General features: G+C 70.8%; 21 protein-coding genes. 11 read left to right on the top strand and 10 right to left on the bottom strand.

The features are described from left to right. Positions 1-42: 42 nt before the first annotated feature. Both recQ and DDE13_RS00695 read right to left on the bottom strand, forming a co-directional pair. The gene (recQ, locus tag DDE13_RS00700) at positions 43-2,106 is read right to left on the bottom strand and encodes a DNA helicase RecQ (RefSeq protein WP_222625995.1); all 2,064 of its coding nucleotides are present in this window, start codon (positions 2,104-2,106) and stop codon (positions 43-45) included. Positions 2,107-2,206: 100 nt separating this feature from the next. Further along, positions 2,207-2,494: a YggT family protein gene (locus DDE13_RS00695; protein ID WP_111400810.1), complete on the bottom strand. Its 288-nt coding sequence runs from the start codon at positions 2,492-2,494 to the stop codon at positions 2,207-2,209. 131 nt (positions 2,495-2,625) lie between these two features. On the opposite strand from DDE13_RS00695, the gene DDE13_RS00690 reads away from it, so the two are divergent. The 7 genes from DDE13_RS00690 to DDE13_RS00660 all read left to right on the top strand — a co-directional run bounded on the left by DDE13_RS00690 (position 2,626) and on the right by DDE13_RS00660 (position 8,768). After that, positions 2,626-3,156 carry an acyl-CoA thioesterase gene (locus DDE13_RS00690; protein WP_111400809.1) on the top strand — a complete coding sequence of 177 codons (531 nt, stop codon included), beginning with the start codon at positions 2,626-2,628 and terminating at the stop codon, positions 3,154-3,156. Between the two features lie 67 nt (positions 3,157-3,223). Beyond that, complete coding sequence (locus tag DDE13_RS00685) at positions 3,224-4,609, top strand: MFS transporter (protein WP_111400808.1); 1,386 nt, start codon at positions 3,224-3,226, stop codon at positions 4,607-4,609. Then, a complete protein-coding gene (mepA, locus tag DDE13_RS00680; protein ID WP_111400807.1) occupies positions 4,606-5,502 on the top strand; it encodes a penicillin-insensitive murein endopeptidase in 897 nt (298 codons plus the stop codon). The genes DDE13_RS00685 and mepA overlap by 4 nt, the downstream gene beginning before the upstream one ends. Further along, a complete protein-coding gene (locus DDE13_RS00675) occupies positions 5,499-6,401 on the top strand; it encodes an esterase-like activity of phytase family protein (RefSeq protein WP_235868526.1) in 903 nt (300 codons plus the stop codon). The genes mepA and DDE13_RS00675 overlap by 4 nt, the downstream gene beginning before the upstream one ends. Positions 6,402-6,479: 78 nt before the next feature. Continuing rightward, complete coding sequence (locus DDE13_RS00670) at positions 6,480-7,100, top strand: queuosine precursor transporter (protein ID WP_111400806.1); 621 nt, start codon at positions 6,480-6,482, stop codon at positions 7,098-7,100. 389 nt (positions 7,101-7,489) lie between these two features. Further along, positions 7,490-7,912 (top strand): alternative ribosome rescue aminoacyl-tRNA hydrolase ArfB, encoded by a 423-nt coding sequence (gene arfB / locus DDE13_RS00665; RefSeq protein WP_111400805.1) that lies wholly within the window; start codon positions 7,490-7,492, stop codon positions 7,910-7,912. Further along, on the top strand, positions 7,905-8,768 hold the full coding sequence (locus tag DDE13_RS00660) for a phosphotransferase enzyme family protein (RefSeq protein ID WP_111400804.1): 864 nt from the start codon (positions 7,905-7,907) through the stop codon (positions 8,766-8,768). Before arfB ends, DDE13_RS00660 begins: the two co-directional genes overlap by 8 nt. A 22-nt stretch (positions 8,769-8,790) precedes the next feature. Here DDE13_RS00660 and DDE13_RS00655 read toward each other — a convergent pair whose 3' ends face one another. Further along, positions 8,791-9,108 carry an HNH endonuclease gene (locus DDE13_RS00655; protein ID WP_111400803.1) on the bottom strand — a complete coding sequence of 106 codons (318 nt, stop codon included), beginning with the start codon at positions 9,106-9,108 and terminating at the stop codon, positions 8,791-8,793. 20 nt (positions 9,109-9,128) lie between these two features. Between DDE13_RS00655 and DDE13_RS00650 the strand changes: the two genes are divergently transcribed. Further along, positions 9,129-10,379: a TIGR03862 family flavoprotein gene (locus tag DDE13_RS00650; RefSeq protein WP_111400802.1), complete on the top strand. Its 1,251-nt coding sequence runs from the start codon at positions 9,129-9,131 to the stop codon at positions 10,377-10,379. Positions 10,380-10,509: 130 nt separating this feature from the next. Here DDE13_RS00650 and DDE13_RS00645 read toward each other — a convergent pair whose 3' ends face one another. From DDE13_RS00645 to DDE13_RS23530, 3 genes are read right to left on the bottom strand one after another with little or no spacing between them, the layout of a single operon-like run. Then, a complete protein-coding gene (locus DDE13_RS00645) occupies positions 10,510-11,124 on the bottom strand; it encodes an enoyl-CoA hydratase/isomerase family protein (protein ID WP_111400801.1) in 615 nt (204 codons plus the stop codon). Further along, positions 11,121-11,876, bottom strand: a complete 756-nt coding sequence (locus DDE13_RS00640; RefSeq protein ID WP_235868525.1) for an SDR family oxidoreductase — start codon at positions 11,874-11,876, stop codon at positions 11,121-11,123. The genes DDE13_RS00645 and DDE13_RS00640 overlap by 4 nt, the downstream gene beginning before the upstream one ends. Further along, positions 11,864-11,986, bottom strand: coding sequence for a hypothetical protein (locus DDE13_RS23530; protein ID WP_268951223.1), 123 nt, complete (start codon positions 11,984-11,986; stop codon positions 11,864-11,866). Before DDE13_RS23530 ends, DDE13_RS00640 begins: the two co-directional genes overlap by 13 nt. Positions 11,987-12,036: 50 nt before the next feature. Here DDE13_RS23530 and DDE13_RS00635 point away from each other — a divergent pair, with 50 nt between their 5' ends. Then, on the top strand, positions 12,037-13,506 hold the full coding sequence (locus DDE13_RS00635) for a DUF2125 domain-containing protein (RefSeq protein ID WP_162630810.1): 1,470 nt from the start codon (positions 12,037-12,039) through the stop codon (positions 13,504-13,506). A 12-nt stretch (positions 13,507-13,518) separates the two neighbouring features. On the opposite strand, the gene DDE13_RS00630 is transcribed toward DDE13_RS00635, so the two are convergent. Continuing rightward, positions 13,519-13,947: a phosphate-starvation-inducible protein PsiE gene (locus tag DDE13_RS00630; protein WP_111400799.1), complete on the bottom strand. Its 429-nt coding sequence runs from the start codon at positions 13,945-13,947 to the stop codon at positions 13,519-13,521. A 222-nt stretch (positions 13,948-14,169) separates the two neighbouring features. Here DDE13_RS00630 and DDE13_RS00625 point away from each other — a divergent pair, with 222 nt between their 5' ends. Together DDE13_RS00625 and DDE13_RS00620 are read left to right on the top strand one after the other, a co-directional pair. Further along, positions 14,170-15,534, top strand: a complete 1,365-nt coding sequence (locus DDE13_RS00625) for a TldD/PmbA family protein (protein WP_111400798.1) — start codon at positions 14,170-14,172, stop codon at positions 15,532-15,534. Continuing rightward, complete coding sequence (locus DDE13_RS00620; RefSeq protein ID WP_111400797.1) at positions 15,521-16,306, top strand: inositol monophosphatase family protein; 786 nt, start codon at positions 15,521-15,523, stop codon at positions 16,304-16,306. The genes DDE13_RS00625 and DDE13_RS00620 overlap by 14 nt, the downstream gene beginning before the upstream one ends. A gap of 335 nt (positions 16,307-16,641) precedes the next feature. Here the strand turns inward: DDE13_RS00620 and DDE13_RS00615 are convergent, their stop codons facing one another. The 3 genes from DDE13_RS00615 to DDE13_RS00605 are packed head-to-tail and all read right to left on the bottom strand — an operon-like array spanning position 16,642 to position 18,860. After that, complete coding sequence (locus DDE13_RS00615) at positions 16,642-16,863, bottom strand: hypothetical protein (RefSeq protein WP_235868524.1); 222 nt, start codon at positions 16,861-16,863, stop codon at positions 16,642-16,644. A gap of 21 nt (positions 16,864-16,884) precedes the next feature. Beyond that, complete coding sequence (locus DDE13_RS00610) at positions 16,885-17,709, bottom strand: sugar phosphate isomerase/epimerase family protein (protein ID WP_111400795.1); 825 nt, start codon at positions 17,707-17,709, stop codon at positions 16,885-16,887. Continuing rightward, positions 17,706-18,860: a dihydrodipicolinate synthase family protein gene (locus DDE13_RS00605; RefSeq protein ID WP_111400794.1), complete on the bottom strand. Its 1,155-nt coding sequence runs from the start codon at positions 18,858-18,860 to the stop codon at positions 17,706-17,708. The genes DDE13_RS00610 and DDE13_RS00605 overlap by 4 nt, the downstream gene beginning before the upstream one ends. Between the last annotated feature and the right edge of the window lie 13 nt (positions 18,861-18,873).

Here is an 18,873-nt window from a genome sequence, read left to right as displayed (position 1 = left end):
CTTTTCGCATATCTAGGCAACGGGGCCGCGGCGTCCACCGGGTCATGCATCGTCGGCTAGCGCCGCAAGAAAGGCCGCGCCGAACCGCCCGGCCCGCCGGTCGCCGATGATCGCGGCAATCCCGGCGACATCGCGCGGGGCCGCGCGGGCGAGACGGGCCAGTTCCGCGCTCGTGCAACTCAGCGGTCGGTCCAGCCCGTTATCGCCGCGCATGAGCCCCGCCTGCGCGGCCTGCAATCGGTCGAATACCGCGCCCTCGGCCCGTCCGGCCAGCGCCCGGCGCTGCGGATGGGCGGGCTGCGGCGCCGCTCCGGCGATCACTTCCAGAAACAGCGCGCCGTAGCGTTCCAGCTTCTTGGCGCCCACCCCGCCGATACGCGCCATGGCATCGAGGTTGCCGGGACGCGTCTCCGCCATCTCGATCAGCGTCCGGTCCGGAAAGATGACATAGGCCGGCACATTCGCCGCCTCGGCCAGCGCACGGCGCTTGGCCTTCAGCGCCGACAGAAGCGGCGCGTCGTCCTCGGACACCAGCGCCTTGACCGCCGGGCCGGTGCGCGCCTGCGCGGTCACGGCATCCCGGCGCAGTTGCACCCGCGCATCGCCCTTCAGCACGGGGCGTGCCGCTTCGGTCATCACCAGCGCGCCGTGCCGGTCGCGGTCCGGGCGCACCAGATCGTGCCCCATCATCTGCCGGAACAACCCCTGCCACTGCGCCTTGGTGAACTCGCGCCCGACACCGAAGGTCGGAAGCCGGTCGTGGCCCCGCTGGGCAATCTTGTCGGTCTTCGTCCCTGTCAGGATGTCGATCAGATGCCCCGCGCCGAAGCTTTCGCCCGTGCGCAGGATCGCCGACAGCGCCTTGCGCACTGCGTCGGTGCCGTCGATCACGTCTGGCGGGCGGTCGCAAAGATCGCAATTCCCGCACCGCGTCGCATCCTCGCCGAAATAGCCCAGCAGCACCCGGCGGCGGCATTCCAGCGCCTCGGCCAGGCCCAGCAGCGCATTGAGCCGACCGTGATCCGCCCCACGCCGTTCCGAGGGCGCCAGGCTTTCATCGATCTGGGTCCGGCGCAGGCGGATGTCGTCGGCCCCGAACAGTGTCAGCGTTTCCGCGGGCGCCCCGTCGCGCCCCGCGCGGCCGATTTCCTGGTAATAGGCCTCGATCGATTTCGGCAGGTCGGCATGGGCGACCCAGCGGATATCGGGCTTGTCGACCCCCATGCCGAAGGCGACCGTGGCCACGACGATCAGGCCGTCCTCGCGCTGGAAACGATCCTCGACCGCGCGCCGCGCCTCGGCCTCCATGCCGCCATGGTAGTGGGCGGCGGCGTGGCCGTCATCCTCCAGCGCACGCGCGAGCGTTTCCGTCTTGGCCCGCGTCGCGCAGTAGACGATGCCCGACTGTCCCCGCCGCGCCCCGGCAAAGGCCATGATCTGCCCGCGCGGCCCGTTCTTCGGCGCGAAGGCGAGATGGATGTTGGGCCGGTCGAAACCGCGCAGGAACACCTGCGGCACCCGCCCGCCGAAGAGCCGCGCGGTGATCTCGGCCCGGGTTTCCGCGTCCGCCGTTGCGGTGAAGGCCGCGAGCGGCACGCCGAGGGCCGCGCGCAAGTCTCCGATGCGCAAATAGTCGGGGCGGAAATCATGCCCCCACTGGCTGACGCAATGCGCCTCGTCCACCGCGATCAGGCTAACGCCAATGCGGCGCAAGAGCGCCTGCGTGCCGCCTGCCGCGAGCCGTTCAGGGGCAAGATACAGCAGCTTCAGCGCACCGTCGTCCAGGGCCGCGAACACCGCCTCGGTTTCCTCGCCCGTGTTGCCCGAGGTCAGCGCGCCCGCCGCCACGCCCGCCTCGCGCAACGCGCGCACCTGGTCCCGCATCAGGGCGATCAGCGGCGACACGACCACGGTCACGCCGTCGCGGCAGAGCGCGGGCAACTGGAAGCACAGCGACTTGCCGCCGCCCGTCGGCATGATGGCGAGCGTGTCCTGCCCCGTCGTCACGGCCTCCACGATCTCGCGCTGGCCGGGTCGGAAGGCGTCGAAACCGAAGACCTGCGCCAGAAGCGTGTCGAATTCGCGGGGCGGAGTGCCGTCCGGCATGGGGATCATCGCCTGTTGTCTGCTGCCTGATCCCTTGTTCCATACCACCGCTTGTGGGGCAAGACAGGCCGGACCCCGAAAGTGGTAGTCAGGCGCGCTCTCAGACGAATGCGCCGGCGTTGTTGATCAGGATGATCCGCAGCGCGTAAACCGCGATCAGCGCCACCAGCGGTGCAAGGTCCAGCCCCCCCATCGGCGGCAGGATCCGCCGGATCGGCGCATAGAGAGGTTCCAACAGGTTGTTGAGCCCGTACCAGATCGACCGCACGATATCCTGCCCGAGGTTCAAGACATTGAAATTGATGAGCCAGCTCATGATGATATGGGCGATCATGATGAACCACACCACGTCGAGGATAAGCAGGAGGATCTGGATCAGCGAAACCATCGGCGGGCCTTTCGAGATTGGATGTCGCGGGCAACCTATGGCGCGACGGGGCCGAGAACAAGCGCGTGCCGCGGCGTCGCGGTTGACCCCGGCGGGAAGCCGCGCGACCCCGGCAGTCGAAGGAGGGACCGATGTACCCGCTGATCCGTTTCACGACTGCCATGTGGCGCGCGCATCGTGCCGGGCCCATCGGGCCGTTCGACACCCATGCCGAGCGGTTGACCTGCCTGCCATGGGACATCGACTTCTGGGCCGAGTTGAACAACGGGCGCACCTTGACGCTCTATGACATCCCGCGCAGCGCCCATGCCCTGCGGACCGGGCTGGTGGCGGTGATGCGGCGCGAAGGCTGGGGCATGACCGTGGCGGGATCGTCCGTCCGGTATCGCCAGCGGGTCCGGATGTTCCACAGAGTCACGGCGACGGCGCGGCTGATCGGGTGGGACGACCGGTTCCTTTATCTCGAACAGGGGATGTGGCGCGGCGATACCTGCACCTCGCACATGCTGCTGCGCGCGGCGATCACCGGGCGCGACGGGATCGTGCCCACGGCGCGGGTCGCCGCGTCGATGGGGCTGGACGCATCGCCCCCGTTGCCCTTCTGGGTGACGGCCTGGGCCGCAGCCGAGGCACAGCGCCCTTGGCCACCCGCCCGCGGCTAGCCCACGCCCCATTGCCCACGCCCCGAAGCCCGCCCATAGTGCGCGGCGGAGGGTCGGGGCAGGCGGCATGATCGGGACCACGGACACGGCGGGGCAGGCACAGGGCGAAGACCGTGCGCGGCGCAAGCGCATCCTCGGCTGGTATTTTTTCGACTGGGCCAGCCAGCCCTACAACACGCTTCTGCTGACCTTCATCTTCGCCCCCTACGTCAAGGACATCCTGGGCGACGGCACGGCGGCGCAGGCGGCGTGGGGATATGGCGTGGGCACGGCGGGCCTGCTGATCGCGCTGTGCGCGCCGCTTCTGGGGAGCGTGGCGGATCGCTGCGGACCGCTGATGCGGCTGCGCTTCATCTGGGTCTTCTCGGCGCTCTACGTGATCGGGGCCGCGGGGCTTTGGGTCGCAACGCCCGAGGCGCCCCGGCTGGTGCTGACGCTGGTGTTCTTCGGGGTCGGGCTCATCGGCATGGAGATGGCGACGATCTTCACCAACGCGATGATGCCCGATCTTGGCCCCCGCGCGGCCATTGGGCGGATCTCGGGCACCGGCTGGGCCTTCGGCTATCTCGGCGGGCTTGTGGCGCTGGTTCTGGTGCTTCTGCTGCTGGCGGAAACCGGACCGGATGGTCGGACACTTCTGGGTATTCCGCCCATCCTCGGGCTGGACCCGACCGCACGCGAGGGCACACGCGCCACCGGCCCCTTCACGGCACTATGGTACGTGGTCTTCATGGTGCCCTTCGTGCTGTGGGTGCGCGAGGTGCCGCCGCGCGCGGGCGTCCGTTTGCGCGATGCCGCCCGACAGGCATGGCCCGACCTGCGCACCGCCCTGCGCGCGCTGCCGGGGCGGCCGAGCCTGACCGCATTTCTTGCCGCCTCGATGCTCTATCGCGACGCGCTGAACGGGATCTACTTCTTCGGCGGGATCTACGCGGCAGGGGTGCTGGGCTGGTCGGTCGTGGATGTGGGCGTGTTCGGCATCCTAGCCGTGATCGCCGCCGCCGCCGCCGCGTGGGGCGGCGGGTTCGCCGATGCGCGCTACGGCCCGAAACCGGTGATCGCCCTGTCCATTCTCGCCCTGATCGCGGTGACGCTGGCCGTGGTGTTCATAGCCCGCGACAGCGTTCTGGGCATCCCCGTCGGCGCCGACAGCCCTGTGCCCGACATCGCCTTCTACGCAGCGGGCGTCGTCATCGGCGCGGCAGGGGGCGCGTTGCAGGCCGCGTCGCGCGCCATGCTCGTGCACCAGGCCGATCCCGCGCGCATGACGCAGGGTTTCGGGCTCTATGCCATGGCGGGCAAGGCCACGGCCTTCGTCGCCCCGCTGTCAGTGGCCATCGTCACCGATCTCAGCGGCAGCCAGCAAACCGGCATCCTGCCGCTTCTGGTGCTGTTCACGGGCGGGCTGATCCTGCTAGGCTGGGTTCGACCGGAGGGAGACCGCACCCCATGATCCGCATCCTGACGACCATCGCCCTGTCACTCGCACTCGCCGCGCCCGCGTGGTCCGAACCACGCGCCAACGAGCTTTTCGGCGCGCGGGCCGCCGCGTCCCCGCACAAGCCGCACGCCATCGGCTCCTACGCCAAGGGTTGCGCCGCGGGGCTGGTACAACTGCCCGAGACCGGCCCGACCTGGCAGGCCATGCGCCTGTCGCGCAATCGCAACTGGGGCCACCCGGAGGCGATAGCCTTCATCGAGCGGCTCAGCCGCTATGCCGCCAGCCAGCCCGGCTGGTCGGGAATGTATATCGGCGACATCAGTCAGCCGCGGGGCGGGCCCATGATCTCCGGCCACCAGAGCCACCAGATCGGGCTCGACATCGACATCTGGATGCGACCCGCCACCTCGCTCCGCCTGTCGCGGTCGCAGCGTGAAAGCCTCAGTTCCATCGATGTGCGCTCCGCCGACCAGCGCAGCGTCAACGGCAACTGGACGGCACAGCACGCCGAGATCATCAAGCGCGCGGCGCAGGACCCGGCCGTGGACCGCATCTTCGTGACCCCGCCGGTCAAGATCGCCTTCTGCGCCAGCGCCAGTCGAAGAGATCGCGACTGGATGCAGAAGATCAGGCCCATCTACGGACACAATTACCATTTCCACGTTCGCCTGAAATGCCCGGCCAGCGACCGCGGCTGCGTGACCCAAACCCCGACGGTGGCAGAACTGTCCAAGGGCGGGAACGGCTGCGACGACACGCTGCGCTGGTGGGTGACCGACTACCTCAACCCGCCGAAGCCCGCTCCCGGCGCGAAACCGGACCCGGCGCCGCCGCGCCGCAATGCGCGCGACTTCACCATGGCCGACCTGCCGCAGGCGTGCCAGACGGTGCTGTCCGCACCGTGATCGGGGCTATCCGGCGCGCCGTCGCCTGTGGCGCGATCCTTCTGGCGGCCGCGCCGCTGTGCGCGCAACCCGCGGAGTGGCTGGGCAGCTTCACCTGGGACGCGCCGGGGGTGGCGGAGTTCGGCGGCTTCTCTGGCCTCGTTCTGCTGCCGGATCGCGCAGGCTTCGTCGCCGTGACCGACAAGGGCTGGCTGGCGGAGGGGCGGCTCATCCGCGACGGCGAGCAGGTCGTTGCCGTGTCGGATACCACGCTGCGCCCCCTGCTGGGCCGCACCAACGCCCCGCTGACGCCCTTCATGTCCGATGCCGAGGGACTGGCGCGCGCGGCCGACGGCACGCTTTATGTGTCCTTCGAAGGCTACAACCGCGTGGCCGCCCTGCGCCCCGGCGAAACGCGCACCCGCTGGATCGACCGCCACCCGGATTTCGACGACCTCCAGACGAATTCGGGGCTGGAGGCTGTGGCCACCGACCCCGCCGGTCGGCTGATCACGCTGCCCGAGCGATCCGGCGCGTGGGAGCGGCCCTTCCCGGTCTTCCGCCATGATGGCAGGGCCTGGAGCCAGCCCTACACCCTGCGCCGCGACGCCCGGTTCCTGCCTGTGGGCGCCGATACCGGCCCCGATGGGCGGCTCTACCTGCTGGAGCGGCATTTCACCGGCTTCGCCTTCGCATCCCGCGTGCGCAGCTTCGCCTTCACGGATGCCGGACTCGCCGACGAACGGCTGGTTCTGGAAACGCCGCCCGGCCGGCACGACAACCTGGAGGCGATATCGGTCTGGCGCGACGACGCAGGCCGTATTCGCCTCACCATGCTGTCCGACGACAATTTCCACTTCCTGCAACGCACCGAATTCGTGGACTACGCCGTGCCCGCAGCGACCGCCGCCTTGCGCTGAACGCCCTGGGCCGGTATGCGGCCCTGTCCCGCGGCTGCGGGGCCAAGTCTCCGCAACCTTGTGAAAACGGAACACATCATGACCCGTCTCTTGCCCGGCATCCTTGCCATGGCGGCCGTTGTCGTCGCCTCCAACATTCTCGTGCAGTTCCTGTTCGGCCAGTGGCTGACATGGGGCGCCTTCACCTACCCGCTCGCCTTCCTCGTCACCGACGTGATGAACCGCGTCTACGGTGCCGCGATGGCCCGTCGCGTCGTGCTGGCAGGTTTCGCCGTGGGCGTCGCCTGTTCGCTCATCGGCACGCAGATCACGGGCGAGTTCGGCCCGCTGGTCACATGGCGGATCGCCGTGGGGTCGGGTCTTGCCTTTCTCGCCGCGCAACTGCTCGACGTGGCGGTGTTCGACCGGCTGCGCGCGGGGGCATGGTGGCGTGCGCCGCTGGCCTCGACGCTGCTGGGTTCGACCCTCGACACGGCGCTCTTCTTCACCATCGCGTTTTCCGGCGCGCTGACCTTCATCGAGCCCGCAAACGACGTGTCCTGGGCGAACGAAGCGCTGCCGCTGCTGGGCGCAGGTCCGGTCGTACCGCTGTGGGTGTCGCTCGCCGTCGCGGACTGGAGCGTGAAACTGTCGCTGGCGCTGATCGCGCTGGTGCCGTTCCGGCTGATCGTGTCGCGCCTCGCAGCGCGCACTGTGTAGATGCGCCTGACCGCGCGCGCTGCCTGAAAGAAACCCGACTGACCATACACCCGGTATAGCGCGCTGGCCGCCTCCCCCGATCCGGCGGGAAAATTTCTCTTTGTCATTTGGCTCAACCGTGCCACGTTTGAAGGCAGGTGGAACAACATGAAAGGAGGTGGTCCAGTGTCGAGAGAGGTATTGGAGCGAGGTGTCGGAACAGTTCGGGAGGACCGCCGCTAGGCAGCCCTTGCGGCGTGCGCGCCGCCCGAATTGGACGGAGTCCTGACCGACCCCGCCTCCTGAACGTCTCGAAGGGCCATCCGTCAGGGTGGCCCTTTTCGCGTGGCGGCAACGCTTGCAACTTGCCCCGCGCCACGGGCATCCTGCACGCGAGCGACGGAGGCACCATGCTCAGGATCGACGACCGCATCTCCATCGCGGATTGGGAAATCACCGAAAACTTCACCCGGTCCTCCGGCCCGGGCGGGCAGAACGTGAACAAGGTCTCGACGGCGGTCGAGTTGCGGTTCGAGGCCGCGCGCAGCCCGAACCTGCCTGACCCGGTCAAGGCGCGGCTCAAGCGGCTCGCGGGGCGGCGCTGGCTCGCAGATGGCGCGCTGATCCTGCGGGTCGAGGACACGCGCAGCCAGGCCCGCAACCGCGAGATCGCCCGCGACAGGCTGGCCGAACTGATCCGCGCCGCGACCGTCGCACCGAAACCGCGCCGACCCACGAAGCCCACGAAGGGCAGCATACGCCGCAGGCTGGCGGCCAAGACCCAGCGCGGCACGGTCAAGGCGCTGCGCGGCCCGGTCGATCCCGATGGATGATCGCTCGACCTGCACCGCGGCGCGGGCCGCCGCGCGCGCCTTCGGCACACCGGCCGGTCCGCTGCGTCCGGTTCGCGCCGGTCCGTCGCCGCTGTTCGATGTACCGCTGGCAGACGGGCGGCGCGTGGCGTTGCGGCTCCACGATCCCGACAGCGACCGGCGCGCCATCGACGACGGGCTGCGCCTGACGGAGGCGCTGGCCGATGCGGGGCTGGCCACGCCATGGCCGCAGCGGACCCTTGACGGCGCGCGCGCGGCAAGCATCGACGGGCGTGTTGCCAGCGCGATGCAATGGGTTCCGGCAGCGGCCCTTCCCGCAGGTCCGGGCGATCCCGCGCGCCTGCACGCCATCGGGGCGCTGCTGGCGGATTTCCACCTGACCGCTGATGCGGTGGCGCCCGCCGACCTGCACCTGCCCGACCGCCGCCCGCCCGCGCCCGCCGTCCCCGATACCGCCGCCGCCGACGACCCGGCGCTGGCCGCCACGACCCGTGCTGCGCGCGCGGCATGGGTCGCGCAGGCCGACGCGCCGATCGGCATCCTCCGCGACGATCCCGGCGGGGTGCTTGCGGGCGCAGACGGGCTGTGGCTGATCGGGCTGGAAAGGGCCGGGACGGGCTGGCGCGCGCAGGATCTGGCCGCAGCACTCTGGCCCCATGCCGACGCGCCGGACCTGCCCGCCCTGCGCGACGCACTGGTGGCGGGCTATGTCGCGGGCGGCGGTGCCGCGTCCGATTCAGGGCATGACCGGATCGCGCTGTGCCTGCTTCTCCGCGCGCTTGCGACCGCCGTCACCGGGCAGCCCGATGCTGCGCTCCGCGCCCGTGTCGCGGCAATGGCGGCCGCCCTCTGCTAAGCGATCGTTCCGTCCAAGCCGCTTATCGCTTGCGCCGCGCACTGGGGCTGCGGGAATGGAAATCCGCGGGCCGCTTGCACACCCACGCGATGAAGCGCGCCAGCCGCGGATGGGCACGCAACGCCGCCACCGTGTTGTAATCCCGCGCGAGTTCGGTTTCCGTCAGGGTCGCATGGATTTCGTTGTGGCAGATCTGATGCAGCAACACGGTCGGCCCGCCCTTGCCCCCGCGCAGCTTCGGCGTCAGGTGATGCACGCTTTGCTTCGCGCCGCGCGGGATGGGCCGTGCGCAAAGCGGGCACACCGGGTCCGGATCGGGCAGGGGCGGATAGGCGGGCATGGCGGAAAGGATGGCACGGCATGGCGGACAGGCAAGCCCCCGAAAAGGCCACGGAACAGGTGGCGGCACTGGTGATCGGCGCGGGACCCGCGGGGCTGATGGCTGCCGAGACGCTGGCTGCGGCGGGCGTGCCTGCGCTGGTGGTGGATCACAAGCCCTCGGTGGCGCGCAAGTTCCTGATGGCGGGCCGGTCGGGGCTGAACCTGACCCGCGACCAGCCGCACGGCGCCTTCACGTCCGCCTACACCGAAGGCGCGGACTGGCTTGAACCGATGCTGGCGGCGTTCGGCCCCGCGCAGGCCCGCGCCTGGGCCGAGGGGCTGGGCCAGCCCCTGTTCGCCGGCTCCACGGGAAGGGTGTTCCCGGTGGCGATGAAAGCCTCGCCGCTGTTGCGCGCATGGCTGGCACGGCTCGCGGAAGCTGGCGTGACGATGCGAACCCGCTGGCGTTTCAACGGCTGGGACGGCGCCGCGGCCCGGTTCGACACGCCCGAAGGACCGCGCCGGGTGCTGGCCGATGCCACCGTTCTCGCCATGGGTGGCGGAAGCTGGGCGCGGCTCGGATCCGACGGGGCGTGGACGGCGCCGCTGGCCGAGGCAGGCATCGGCCTCGCACCGTTCCAGCCTTCGAACGCTGGGCTGCGGGTGGACTGGTCCGGTCACATGGCCCGCCATTTCGGCGCACCGATGAAGGGCGTGGCGCTCGTGGCAGGGGGCACGCGCCACCGGGGCGAATTCGTCGTCTCGGCCCGCGGGCTGGAAGGTGGCGGCATCTATGCCATTGGGCCCGCGGTGCGGGCGGGCCATGCCGTGACCCTGGACCTGCTGCCGGATCTCGACGCGGAAACGGCAGCCGCCCGGCTGGCAAGACCGCGCGGGAAGCAGAGCCGCGTCAACCACCTGCGGCGGGCGCTGCATCTCGCGCCCGCCGCCATGGCGCTTGCGCGGGAATGGGCCGGGCCGCTGCCCGACGACCCCGCCGCGGCCGCGGCACTTCTCAAGGCCATCCCCGTGCGCCACGCCGGGTTCCGCCCGCTGGACGAGGCGATCTCCACGGCGGGCGGGGTGACGCGCGCGGCACTGGACGCGGACCTGATGCTCCGCGCGCGGCCCGGCACCTTCTGCGCGGGCGAGATGCTGGATTGGGACGCGCCCACGGGCGGATATTTGCTGACAGCCTGCCTTGCCACGGGGCGCCGCGCCGGGCAGTCCGCCGCCGCCTGGTTGGCGAACGAGACGGTGACAGGGCACCACGCGCCGCGCCTCGGCTGAACGCCGCCCCCCCTGTCCGGGTCCTGCCTGCGGCGGACCCGGCGTGCCGCACGGCGGCTGCTTCGGCGGCATGGCAGACGGTTGCGCCGCGTGGACATCCCCGCAACAGCGGGGGCTGTGACCGCGCGGATCAGACTTGGGTCATCGCCTTGATCGCCCGGACATGGTCGGGTGCAGCGCCTAGCGCTGCCGCGGACAGTTCCGCCACGGCCGCGGACAGCCCATCCGTCGGGACCGCCCGATCCACAAGCCCGCAGTCGAGCGCCTCGGTGGCCCCCAGCTTCACCGAACCCATCAGGATCAGCCGGGCCCGTGCGGGGCCGACCAGCGCCACCAGCCGGGCCGGGTCGGACGGCTGCGGCCGGAAGCCCAGCTTCATCACCGGGTAGAAGAATTTCGCCCCCTCCACCGCGACCCGCAGGTCACAAGCCAGTGCCATCCCGAAGGCGCCGCCCGCCAGCGTCCCGTTCAGCGCCGCGATGGATAGCCCGTCGAACGCGGCGATGGCGCCCGACGCTTCCTCCCAGACGGGATCGGTCGCCAGCCCTGCGCGCGCCGCGTCCAGATCGGCGCCCGCGCTGAATACCGGCCCGCGCCCCGTCAGCACGAGCACCTGTGCCTGCCCCTGCGCCTCCTGCGCGATCTGCGCGAGGCGGGCCAGCATGTCGCGTGTCAGCGCGTTGGCCTTGTCGGGCCGGTCGAGCACCACCCGCCAGAGCGCGCCTTCCCGCTCGAGCGCGATCACGCGCCAATCCCCAGCGCAGCGCGCACGCCCGCGTCGCGCAGGGATACCTCCTGCCCGAGAAACGCATCGCCCGAAGGGCCCGCCAGCGCCACAAGCGCGCGCGCCACGAGGTCGGGGGAAACATGCTCCGACCGCGCCATCCGCGAAATCGCACCGATCCCGCTCGCGCGGATGTCGCCCTGCATGTCCGTGTCCACCGTACCGGGGCTCAGCCCCACGGCGCGGATGCCCTTCGCGCGCCCTTCCAGGTCCGCCGCGCGCATCAGCATCTGCGCACCTGCCTTGGACGCGCAATAGGCCGACCAGCCCTCCAGCGGGCGGGATGCCGCCCCCGAGGACAGGCACACGAACCGCCCGGAACCCGCCGCCGCCATCACCGGCCACGCCGCCCGCAACCCGTGATACATGCCGCCAAGATTGATCTCCTGCGTGCGCAGCCACGACTCCGGATCGGTCGCGCCGAAGGGGGCGATGGGCGCGATGACCCCCGCATTCGCCACCAGCACATCGAGCCCGCCGAAGGCTGTCACCGTCGCCTCGACCGCCGCTTCCATCTCGCGGTAGCGCGCGACGTCGCAGGGGATCGCCAGCGCATCGGGCCCCAGCTCCCCGGCCAGATCGGCAAGCCGGTCCATGTCCCGCGCGACCATGGCCACACGTGCCCCCGCCGCCACGAAGGCACGCGCCGCCGCCGCGCCGATGCCCCGGCTCGCCCCCGTTATCAGAACGCTTTTTCCTGTCATTCCGCCCATGCCTTCGATCCGTCCCGGTCGCCGCCCTTGCCCTTGCCCCGCGCCTGCGCCACCTTCGCCGCAATGCCCGGACGCGCCGCGACCTTGGCCCAGCCGGACAGCATGTGCAATGCACGCCCCACCGATGGCCCGACCGCGGGCCGAAGCGAAGGACCAGACCATGACGCATCCGCGTGCCATCCTGCGTGCAACCGCCCTCTGCGCCGCCCTCTGCGCCGCCCTGGCTGCGACGCCGGCCATCGCCGACATCACGCCGGAAGGATTGTGGCAGGCCTGGCAGGACCGGGCGGGCACGGCCGGTCACACGCTGGACGCGACCGTGGAACCGGGCGGCACGCTCGGGCTGTCGGATCTGACGATCACGCGGCCGCTGGGCACAGGCACGATCACTGTCGGCTTCGGAAGGCTCGATCTTGCGCAGGACGGGGCGGATGTGCGCGTGACCCTGCCCGCGGGCGGCACCCTGACGGTCACGACCACGCCGGGGGCGGACGATCCGGACGGCGAGACTATGGAGGCCGTCCTGGAACTGGGCGACAGACCGCTCGGCGCGACGGCGTCGGGCGATGCCGCGGCACCACTCTGGACCCTGGCGGCGGACAGCGCGGCCCTGACGCTCGTGTCGCTCACGCAGGACGGCGAGCCGGTCCCGGCAGAGGCACGCATCGACCTGGCCGGGCTTGCGGGCACCCTGTCGGGACTTGGGGGCGGCGGGCCGCTTGCGGCGGACCTGCGCGCGGACCGGCTTGCCAGCGACATCACCGCGACGGATCCCGAGACCGGCGATACGATCCGCAGCACGGCCACCCAGTCCGATACGACCCTGCGTGCCAGCCTGACCGAGGACGCGGCCGACCCCGCCGCCTGGTCCCTGCAAGCGATGATGACCGGCGGCCCGTCCGAGGCGGTGAGCCTGCGCAGCGGTCCCTCGGGCAGCTTCGAATCCGACAGCCGCCAGGACGCCGCGACGCTGGACCTGACCATGACCGGCACGCGCACCGACTACGCGGCAGAGGTCACCGGATTCACCACCACGCTGAGCGGCAGCCTGTTGCCGCAGGGGCCGCTTGGCGTGGCGACGGACAGCGCGGCACTGGCACTGTCACTGCCCGCCGGACCCGCCGACGGGATGCAGACAGCCGCGCTTTCGCTCGATCTTGGCGGTGTGGTGCCCGATGACCGGCTCTGGGCGCTGATCGACCCGATGGGGGCGCTGCCGCGCGAACCCGGTACCGCGACCCTGCGGGCGGAGGCGGATCTCGAGAGCCCCGACGCAGACGCGGCGGAAGACCTGCCCGGCCTGTTGCCCCGCGCCGTCCGTATCTCCGAGATCGCTCTGCAACTGGGTACGGCCCGCATTGCGGGCGACGGCGCGTTCGACATTCCCGCGGGGCCGATGGGCGTGCCCGACATGGCGCAGACCGTGGGCGCGATGGACCTGCGGGCCATGGGCCTGAACGGGCTGTTGCAACAGGCGATCGGCGCGGGCGCGATGACCATGGAACAGGCGATGGGCGCGCAGATGATGCTGGGGATGTTCGCGACGCAAGGCGAAGGCGACAGCTTCACTTCGCGGATCGAACTGCTGCCCGGTGGCGGGCTTGTCGTGAACGGAACGCAGCTGCGCTAGCGGACAGGGCGATCACCCGCCCCGCCGCACGAAACGCAGCAGGATCACGGCGGCCACCGCCAGAAGCAGGATCGCGCCCGCCTCGATCAGGATGTTGGCGGGGTCCATTTCCTTGCCCTGCAACACGATCAGACGCGCGAGCGCCGTGATGGCGATGAAGATCGGGAAGACGATCGGCAAGCCGCGACCGGTGTAGAACACCGACACCATCGCCAGCACTTCGGCATAGAGGAACATCAGCAGGATATCGCCCAGGTCCACCGTGCGGGTCTCGATCACGATCAGCACCTCGGCCGCGGAGGCCGCCAGCGTCATGCCCACCACGACTACCAGCAATAGCCGCTCCAGCGTCTTGATGATCGCCTCAACGGCGCGTTCGGCCAGCGGCTTTTCCGCCTGCCGGTCCGTGGCGCCCGTGTCGTCCTGCACACCGATGGCCATGGCACGCCTCCAAGATTGTCCCTTGGTCAACATGGCGCTTGACCGCCCCGCGGCAACTGCGCCGCGCCGGACGATCCCTACGCCGGATCGCGGCCCCGGCCTGCAATCCGGCGTAGGGATCGTCCGGCGCGCGGCACCGGGTCCGGCGGTCATGCCCCCATGCCTTGCGCCCCACCCGTCAGCGGTCTACCTCTGCCCCGACCGCAGCGGAGCGACCCCCGGATGACACGACCCTACGCCGACCCCGATGCGCCCGATGCGCTGGCCCACGCCCTGCTCGACGCGGCCCGCGCCGCCGGGGCCGAGGCTGCCGACGCCATCGTCATGCGCGGCGTCTCCATGGGCATAGGCGTGCGCGCCGGAAAGCTGGAAGAAGCGGAACGCGCCGAAGGAACCGATATCGGCCTGCGTGTGCTGATGGGGCACCGGCAGGCCTGCGTGGCGTCCTCGGACACGTCCCCCGCAACGCTCGCCGCGATGGCGGAACGCGCCGTCGCCATGGCGCGCGAGGCGCCCGAGGACCCGACAATCGGCCTGGCCGACCCGGACACCCTTGCCACGGACCGCGCAGGCACGTCGCTCGACCTCGAAGACCCTGACGGGGACCCCGACGCCGCCAGCCTCCAGGACGCGGCCCTGGCCTGCGAATCCGCGGCCCGCGACGTCCCCGGCATTTCACAGGTGGACCAGGCCAGCGCCGGCTTTTCGCGCCGGTCCATGTATCTCGCGGCCACCAACGGGTTCGAGGGCGGCTATGCGCGCACCTCGCACAGCCTGTCCTGCGTGGCGATCACCGGTACCGGCACGGGCATGGAACGCGACTATCACGGCGACGCCCGCAGCCACCGCGCCGACCTGACGGACCCCGCCACGATCGGGCGCATCGCCGCCGAACGCACGCTCGCACGCGCAGGCGCCCGCCAGCCGCGCACAGGTCGCTACCCTGTCCTGTTCGACGAACGCATCGCCGCATCGCTGATCGGACACCTGACCGCGGCGATCAACGGGACCGCCATCGCCCGCGGCGCAAGCTGGCTGCTGAATGCCATGGGCGAACCCGTCCTGCCCGACGGCATGGACCTGATAGAGGATCCGCACCGCCGCCGCGTGTCCGGTTCCCGCCCCTTTGACGCCGAGGGGCTGGCGACGGCCCGCCGGTCCATCGTCGCGGACGGGCGCCTGACGGGCTGGGTGCTCGACCTCGGCACCGCGCGCAAGCTGGGGCTCGCCTCCACCGCGTCGGCGACCCGCGGCCCGTCCGGTCCGCCATCGCCCGCCGCCGGGAACCTCGCCATCACGCTCGGTCCACGTAGCCGCGACGACCTGATCGCGCAGATGGGTACCGGTCTGATCGTCACCTCGCTCATCGGGTCCACCATCAACCCGACCACCGGCGACTACTCCCGCGGCGCATCGGGCATCTGGGTCGAGAACGGCACGCCCGCCTTTGCCGTCAACGAATGCACCATCGCGGGCAACCTGCGCGACATGCTGCGCCGCATCATCCCCGCCAACGACGCCCGGGCGCACCTGTCGCGCCCGATCCCGTCGCTGCTGGTGGAGGACATGACCATTGCCGGCACCTGATCCGCGCGCCGACCTGGCGCTGTTGCTGGACGCTGCCCGTGCCGCCGCCGATCTCGCGCTCGGCTACTTCGGACAATCCCCCCAGGTCTGGGACAAGCCGGGCGAGGCCGGCCCGGTGACCGAGGCCGATTTTGCCGTGGACACCATGCTCCGCGACCGCCTGACCGCCGCGCGCCCGAACTATGGCTGGCTGTCCGAAGAAACGCCCGACACCGATGCGCGCCTGTCGCGCGATACGATCTTCATCGTGGACCCGATTGACGGCACGCGCGGCTTCATCGCGGGCGGACGGGACTGGGGCCATGCGCTGGCCGTGGCCCATGCCGGACAGATCACCGCCGCCGTGGTGCTGATGCCGAAGATGGACAAGTGCTACACCGCCGCGCGCGGGCATGGCGCAACGCTCAACGACAGGGCCATTGCCGCAAGCCCGCGCACAGCACCCGAAGGCGGCACGATCCTCGCACGCCGCACGCTGATGGACGCGGCGCACTGGCCCGGCGGCGCCCCGGCGATGGAAACGACGCAGCGCAGCCCGATGGCCTATCGGCTCGCCACCCTGGCCGAGGGCCGCTTCGACGCCGCCTTCACGCCGATGCCGATCTGGGACTGGGATCTCGCCGCCGGGATGCTTCTGCTGGAAGAATCCGGACACGTTGCGACCGACCAGCACGGCGCGGCGCTGAGCTTCAACCGCCCGCACCCGCGTGCTCCGGGCATCCTGGCGGCCAACCCCGCGCTGCACGCGGAACTGCTGGCACGCCGGGGGTAGTTCCGGAACCACGCTGCGGGATCGTTCTCGCCGCGTGTCTCCCGCTGGCCCTGGGGCCGCGAACCGAACCAGGCGCCGCGGTGCATGCCATGGCGCGGAAACGGCCGGCGCGGTCTTGCTGCGCTCCGGCGCCGGTGGATAGGGCGCGGGGGGGGCGACCGATGCTTGGCACCTTTTGCACGATGCGTGCGCCGGCCCGGAAGCACCCTGCACGGAACGGCCTGGCGCGCAGGTGGCGCCAGATCGTCCGCTTGCGCGACTGGACACGCCGCTCCGCCCGCGGAACCGCTCAGCCGGGCGGGGATGAGCGGCCAATGCTGTCCTGACGATGATCGTCAGCAGCGGCCGGCCCGCGCAATGGGCCGAAAGACCGTCCACCAACAGTTGCGCCATGGCATCCCGCGTTTCCACCGTCCCGCTGGCATCATGCGGATGGAGCGTGGCATTCGGCAGCGGTGCCGGGGCCGGATCGGGTCCGGCTCGTCGCGGAACACATCCGGTCCGGCGCTGCCGAGCGTGCCATCCGACAGCGCGGCGACGGGCGCGGCTTCATCCACGATGCTGCCCCGCGCAGCCGGTCAGATCGCGGGAAGCGCCGCCACCATCGCGGCCAGAACCTCGTCGCCCGGTCTCGTCCACCAGTTCCGGGACGAGAAGATCTCCACTTCGACCAGCCCGTCGAAGCCCTCGGCCTCGACCATCCGCCGGAACGACGGGATATCGATGACCCCTTCGCCCATCATGCCGCGATCCAGCAGCATGTCCTGCGTCGGGTTCATCCAGTCGCAGACGTGGAAGGCGTGGATCCGGTCCTTGCCCGCCCGCCGGATCTGCGCGGCGATGTCCGGATCCCACCAGATGTGATAGACATCGAGCGCCACGCCGATCCCGTCTCCCAGCCTGTCGCAGATATCCAGCGCCTGCGCCGTCATGTTCACGCAGGCGCGGTCGGCGGCGTACATCGGGTGCAGCGGTTCGATCGCCACGCGCACGCCCGCGGCACGGGCATGGTCCAGCGTGCTGGCCAGCCCTTCGGTGACGATCTCGCGCGCGGCCACGATGTCCTTCGACCCTTCCGGTAACCCGCCAACGACCATGACGAGGCACTCCGCGCCGATGGCGGCGGCCTCGTCCACGGCGCGCCTGTTGTCGTCGATCACGGCTTGCGTCAGCGCGCCCTCGGCGGTGTACCAGCCTCCGCGACAAAGGCCCGATACGCGCAGCCCCGCATCGCGGATCAGCTTCGCGGCACGGTCCACGCCGCAGGCTTGCAGCTTGTCGCGCCACGGGGATATGCCGCCGATACCGTGGCAGGCGCAGCCTTCGATGCACTGTGCGAGGTCCCATTGCTTCGACACGGTGGCGGTGTTCAGCGACAGGTCGGCAGCGGACAGGGTTCTCATGCCGCCACCCCACGCGCCTGGAACACCGGCCTAGCCCGGCGCACCACGTCCTCCGGGTCGGTGAAAAGCTGCGCCGCGTTCGCCAGCCGGATCGCTTCGGCCAGATGCAGGGTGGAGCGCGCGCTTTCCTGCCCGCCCACCATGGTGAAATGATCCTGGTGGCCCATCAGGTAGGCCATGAAGACCACCCCGGTCTTGTAGAACCGGGTCGGCGCCTTGAAGATGTGGCGGCTGAGCGGCACCGTCGGGTCGAATGCAGCGCCGTAAGCCGCGTCATCGCCAGCGGCCAGCGCGTTCAGCGCGCGGCAGGCCGCCCCGGCGATCGGATCGAAGATCCCCAGCAGCGCGTGCGAATAGCCAAGGTCGTCGCCCCGGATCAGGTCGGGATAGTTGAAATCGTCGCCGGTATACATGACGACGCGGTCGGGCAGACGGCGGCGCATGGCGATTTCCTTTTCCGCCGACAGGAGCGAGATCTTGATTCCGTCCACCTTGCCGGCATTGTCGGCGATGATGGACAGGCACGTGTCCATGGCCGCCATGTGGTCGGCATCGCCCCAGTAGCCCGCCAGCGCGGGGTCGAACATCTCGCCCAGCCAGTGCAGGATCGCCGGTTGCCGCAGCCCAGACAGCACGCGGCCATAGACACGAGCGTAATCCTCGGGGCCTTTCGCGGCCTTCACGAGCGCGCGGCTGGCCATCAGGATGACGCGGCTGCCGGTCGCCTCCACCGCCTCGCACTGCGTCTCGTAGGCGGCGATCACGTCGTCGACGGTCACGTCCGGGCCGGGCGCCAGGTGGTCGGTGCCCGCGCCGCTGGCGATCAGCGCCCCGTCCGGCGCGGCATCCATGCTGCGCGAGATCAGCTCCAGCGATGTCGGCCAGTCGAGCCCCATGCCGCGTTGCGCGGTATCCATCGCCTCGGCCACGCCAAGCCCGAGCGACCACAGGTGCCGCCGGAAGGCCAGCGTGCGGTCCCAGTCGATGGCCACGCCGTTGCCCGGGTCGATCGCAGCCAGCGGGTCGGCCACCACATGCGCCGCGGCAAAGGCGGTGCGGGTCCAGCCGCCGCCCGGTGCGGGGATGGGGCCCGCCGTGATGTCCAGCGGTGCGGTCCCGCCATCCGCTGTCGGAAGGATCAGTCGTGCCATGTCGCCGCCCTAT

The organism is Meridianimarinicoccus zhengii (genome assembly GCF_003254465.1).
Lineage (GTDB): Bacteria > Pseudomonadota > Alphaproteobacteria > Rhodobacterales > Rhodobacteraceae > Meridianimarinicoccus > Meridianimarinicoccus zhengii.
This window is presented reverse-complemented; position numbering and strand designations above follow the sequence as displayed.

What these genes read in the sequence shown, in the direction of transcription:
- recQ (WP_222625995.1), bottom strand. Translation starts at nt 2,106, where the DNA reads ATGCCGGACGGCACTCCGCCCCGCGAATTCGACACGCTTCTGGCGCAG.
- DDE13_RS00695 (WP_111400810.1), bottom strand. Translation starts at nt 2,494, where the DNA reads ATGGTTTCGCTGATCCAGATCCTCCTGCTTATCCTCGACGTGGTGTGG.
- DDE13_RS00690 (WP_111400809.1), top strand. Translation starts at nt 2,626, where the DNA reads ATGTACCCGCTGATCCGTTTCACGACTGCCATGTGGCGCGCGCATCGT.
- DDE13_RS00685 (WP_111400808.1), top strand. Translation starts at nt 3,224, where the DNA reads ATGATCGGGACCACGGACACGGCGGGGCAGGCACAGGGCGAAGACCGT.
- mepA (WP_111400807.1), top strand. Translation starts at nt 4,606, where the DNA reads ATGATCCGCATCCTGACGACCATCGCCCTGTCACTCGCACTCGCCGCG.
- DDE13_RS00670 (WP_111400806.1), top strand. Translation starts at nt 6,480, where the DNA reads ATGACCCGTCTCTTGCCCGGCATCCTTGCCATGGCGGCCGTTGTCGTC.
- arfB (WP_111400805.1), top strand. Translation starts at nt 7,490, where the DNA reads ATGCTCAGGATCGACGACCGCATCTCCATCGCGGATTGGGAAATCACC.
- DDE13_RS00660 (WP_111400804.1), top strand. Translation starts at nt 7,905, where the DNA reads ATGGATGATCGCTCGACCTGCACCGCGGCGCGGGCCGCCGCGCGCGCC.
- DDE13_RS00655 (WP_111400803.1), bottom strand. Translation starts at nt 9,108, where the DNA reads ATGCCCGCCTATCCGCCCCTGCCCGATCCGGACCCGGTGTGCCCGCTT.
- DDE13_RS00650 (WP_111400802.1), top strand. Translation starts at nt 9,129, where the DNA reads ATGGCGGACAGGCAAGCCCCCGAAAAGGCCACGGAACAGGTGGCGGCA.
- DDE13_RS00640 (WP_235868525.1), bottom strand. Translation starts at nt 11,876, where the DNA reads ATGGGCGGAATGACAGGAAAAAGCGTTCTGATAACGGGGGCGAGCCGG.
- DDE13_RS00635 (WP_162630810.1), top strand. Translation starts at nt 12,037, where the DNA reads ATGACGCATCCGCGTGCCATCCTGCGTGCAACCGCCCTCTGCGCCGCC.
- DDE13_RS00630 (WP_111400799.1), bottom strand. Translation starts at nt 13,947, where the DNA reads ATGGCCATCGGTGTGCAGGACGACACGGGCGCCACGGACCGGCAGGCG.
- DDE13_RS00625 (WP_111400798.1), top strand. Translation starts at nt 14,170, where the DNA reads ATGACACGACCCTACGCCGACCCCGATGCGCCCGATGCGCTGGCCCAC.
- DDE13_RS00610 (WP_111400795.1), bottom strand. Translation starts at nt 17,709, where the DNA reads ATGAGAACCCTGTCCGCTGCCGACCTGTCGCTGAACACCGCCACCGTG.
- DDE13_RS00605 (WP_111400794.1), bottom strand. Translation starts at nt 18,860, where the DNA reads ATGGCACGACTGATCCTTCCGACAGCGGATGGCGGGACCGCACCGCTG.